Genomic DNA, 3,170 nt, shown 5'->3' with positions numbered 1-3,170 from the left:
GGCCTGGTCCGCCCTGCGGCCGTCGCCCGGGCCCCCGTCGTACGCACCCGGTGCCGCCTCACCGCTGTTGACGGCCGACGGTGAGGCGGTCGGCAGCGCCGGCATCTCCGCGACCAACAGCCGGGAGTTGCTGTTCGTCGCGGTCACCCGGGCCCGCCCTGGGGCCAGCTACGGCTGCGTTGTGGTCGGCCAGGACGGCCAGCGCCGCGACGCCGGGACGTGGAGCCTGGACGCCGGCTACGGCTCGGAACAGGCGTCCGGCACCTGGGTGGTGCCGCTTCCGGAGGGTGGCATCCAGCGCCTCGAGCTGGTGGGCCAGTCGGGGCGGGTGTGGTCGAGCGCGGAGTTCTCGTGACCGCCGATCATCCTGCAGGGGCTTGTGCCTCGCATTTGGCCGGGGCGACGATGGGTCCTCCGGTTCCGGTCCGTGAAGGAAGGAGTTCGCAGATGGTGTACAGAGTTGGGTACTTCGTGGGCAGCCTGTCGAAGGATTCCATCAACAGGGTGCTCAGCAAGGCTCTGGTGAAGCTCGCCCCCGATGACCTGGAGCTCACCGAGATCCCCATTGGTGACCTGCCCCTGTTCAACCGCGACGATGAGATGGATCCGCCGCAGGCAGTGACCGAGCTGAAGCGGGCGATCGAGGCGGCCCAGGCGATCCTGATCATCACTCCCGAGTACAACCGGTCGATCCCGGGGCCGCTCAAGAACGCCCTCGACTGGGCGTCGCGGCCGTACGGTCAGAACTCGTTCGACCATGTGCCGGCCGCCGTGATCGGGGCCTCGCCGGGCAATATCGGCACCGCGCTGGCCCAGCAGAGCGTGCGGGGTGTGCTCAGCTTCTGCAACGCCCGCCAGATGACCTCCCCCGAGGCGTACATCAAGTTCGACCCGGAGGTCTACGGGACCGACGGCGAGGTCACCGACGAAGGGACTCGCGCAATCCTGACCACCTTCATGCAGGAGTTCCGGACTCACATCGAACGGGTGCTGACAGTCCTGCCGCGCGCCTGACCGTCCTCAGCGCGAGGCGAGCCGGCGGCGCGGCGCACTGCCGGACAGCCACCGGTTCACCAGCACTGCCAGCCGCTTGGTGAAGTCCTCCGCGCTGCCGGAGTTGTCGGTCGGGTACCAAGCCAGGTCGAGTCTGGCGGGGCGGCCCCAACTGGCCGAACGGCGCAGTTCCTCGTCCACCGTGCGCGCGAAGTGCTGCTGGCCGCCGAAGGCGAGCGCCCAGGGCAGCATCTGGTTGAAGGTCGTCGCAATCGTGGTCGGCGGCAGATCCTCTGCCTTCAGGTCGCCGAGCAGGTCACGGAAGGCGGCAGCCTCAGCGCGGGCCTTCGTGCCGGCGTCGGTGTGCACCACGTGGCGGCGTCCCAGCGAGGCCAGCAGGACGCCGGCGGCCACTGTCGCCAGACCACCGATCACACCGCGGAAGTCGTTGGTCGCCAGCCAGTCGATCAGCATGAACGCGGTCAGCAGCAGGCCAACCACCAGCAGCAGCGCACCGACCCATCCCCATGGTGAATGGTTGTGGTGGTCGTCGGCGTTCAGCCAGCCCTTGTCGCGCAACTCGCTGAGCAGCGCGGCCTCGGCGGCGAGCAGCGGCCGGGAGTCCAGGGTGGCCAACCCGCTGAGCGTGATCGAGGAACGCGGCGCGGAGTCGGGGGAGTCGGGCTCGAACGGCTGGGTCAGCAGCACCTTCTCGAAGTCGTGCAGCGAATTGCCGAGTGGCCGCGACGTGCGGCGGACCACCCAGTCGTAGCTGTGCCCGTGGTCATCGACGAGCGGGGTGATTGAGAGGAAGCCGCGCGCAGCCAGGTCGACCAGGGTCAGGCGCAGGTCGCGGGCCTCCACCTCGCCGTCCCGGAGCGGGCCGACCATGCCGGGGGTCATGCCGGCCGGCGGAAGTCCGGTCGGCGCCGGCTGCAGCAGCCCGGGGTTCGGTGCCGGGTTGTCGTGGTGGGCGCGCTGGCGCTGGGTGAACACGACGATGATGGCAGCGGTCATCAGGACCAGACCGACGATCATCGCATGCAGTTCAAAGCCAGGCACGTGCACCTCCGTCGTCAACTCTAGAGTGCACCACACGCCGGGAGCGTCCGGCAATCCATCTGTGGCCTCTGCGAGTGTCGCGCGATCACTAGGCTGTCCCGGGTGAGTCAGTTCACTGGGTTGGGTCTGCCGCTGCTGCACGCCGGGAAGGTGCGTGAGCTGTACGCGCTGGACGATCCGAACCTGATGTTGATGGTGGCCACCGACAACGTGTCGGCCTACGACCACGTGCTGGCCACCCCGATCCCCGACAAGGGAGTGGTACTCACCCAGCTGTCGGTGTGGTGGTTCGGCCAACTGGCCGACCTGGTGGCCAACCACCTGGTGTCCACCGATGTGCCAGCCGAGGTGGCCGGACGTGCGCTGGTGGTGGAGCGGCTGGAGATGGTGCCGGTCGAGGCGGTGGCGCGCGGCTACCTGACCGGGTCGGGCTGGGCGGAGTACCAGCATTCCGGCACCGTGACGGGGATCGCGCTGCCCGACGGGTTGCACGACGGTTCCCGGTTGCCCGAGCCGATCTTCACCCCGGCCCGCAAGGCGCCGCTGGGGGAGCACGACGAGAACATCACGTTCGCCCGGATGCGCGCGCAGGTCGGCGACGACCTGGCTGGGCGAGTGCGGGACGCCACGCTGGCGATCTACCGCCGCGCCGAGCGGCTGGCGCGCGAGCGTGGCATCGTCCTGGCGGACACGAAGTTCGAGTTCGGGTTGCGGGCCGACGGGACGCTGGTGCTGGCCGACGAGGTGCTGACGCCCGACTCGTCCAGGTTCTGGGACGCCGAACAGTGGGCGTCCGGGCGGCTGGCCAGCTTCGACAAGCAGTACCTGCGTGACTGGCTGGTACACGAGTCGGGCTGGGACCGCGCCGGGGAGGCCCCGCCGCCCCCGCTGCCCGCCGACGTGGTGGCGGCGACGCGAGCGCGCTACCTGGAGGCCTATCGTCGCTTGACCGGCGCCGAACTGGAGTTGCCTGCGCGGTAGGCTGCCGTCAGTGTCAGGGTGGTGGTACCGCTGTTGCGGTGGTTGGATCCTGATCATCAGTCGGCTGGTTCTTAGGCTGCGTGCCGGGAGCGCCCCTTTGTGGGGTGTGTGGCGTCCATGCGTTTTGCCGTCGG

3 protein-coding genes and 1 pseudogene are annotated in these 3,170 nt (G+C 69.4%); 3 read left to right on the top strand and 1 reads right to left on the bottom strand.

Annotated elements, in window-relative coordinates:
* Both WBL05_RS00500 and WBL05_RS00495 read left to right on the top strand, forming a co-directional pair.
* Nucleotides 1-355: hypothetical protein (locus WBL05_RS00500; protein ID WP_424223038.1), on the top strand; the 355-nt coding region annotated here is incomplete at its 5' end.
* A 92-nt stretch (nucleotides 356-447) separates the two neighbouring features.
* Nucleotides 448-1,014, top strand: coding sequence for an NADPH-dependent FMN reductase (locus WBL05_RS00495; protein ID WP_424223037.1), 567 nt, complete (start codon nucleotides 448-450; stop codon nucleotides 1,012-1,014).
* A gap of 6 nt (nucleotides 1,015-1,020) precedes the next feature.
* On the opposite strand, the gene WBL05_RS00490 is transcribed toward WBL05_RS00495, so the two are convergent.
* Nucleotides 1,021-2,031: a DUF2207 family protein gene (locus WBL05_RS00490; protein ID WP_424223036.1), complete on the bottom strand. Its 1,011-nt coding sequence runs from the start codon at nucleotides 2,029-2,031 to the stop codon at nucleotides 1,021-1,023.
* A gap of 126 nt (nucleotides 2,032-2,157) precedes the next feature.
* On the opposite strand from WBL05_RS00490, the pseudogene WBL05_RS00485 reads away from it, so the two are divergent.
* Nucleotides 2,158-3,018: pseudogene (locus WBL05_RS00485) on the top strand (phosphoribosylaminoimidazolesuccinocarboxamide synthase); the annotation flags it as partial.
* Nucleotides 3,019-3,170 lie beyond the last annotated feature (152 nt).

This window comes from Brooklawnia sp. (assembly GCF_049651565.1).
Lineage (GTDB): Bacteria > Actinomycetota > Actinomycetes > Propionibacteriales > Propionibacteriaceae > Brooklawnia.
This window is presented reverse-complemented; position numbering and strand designations above follow the sequence as displayed.

Bases quoted from the DNA above. Each gene is read 5' to 3' on its own strand.
- WBL05_RS00495 (WP_424223037.1), top strand. From the start codon at position 448: ATGGTGTACAGAGTTGGGTACTTCGTGGGCAGCCTGTCGAAGGATTCC.
- WBL05_RS00490 (WP_424223036.1), bottom strand. From the start codon at position 2,031: ATGATCGTCGGTCTGGTCCTGATGACCGCTGCCATCATCGTCGTGTTC.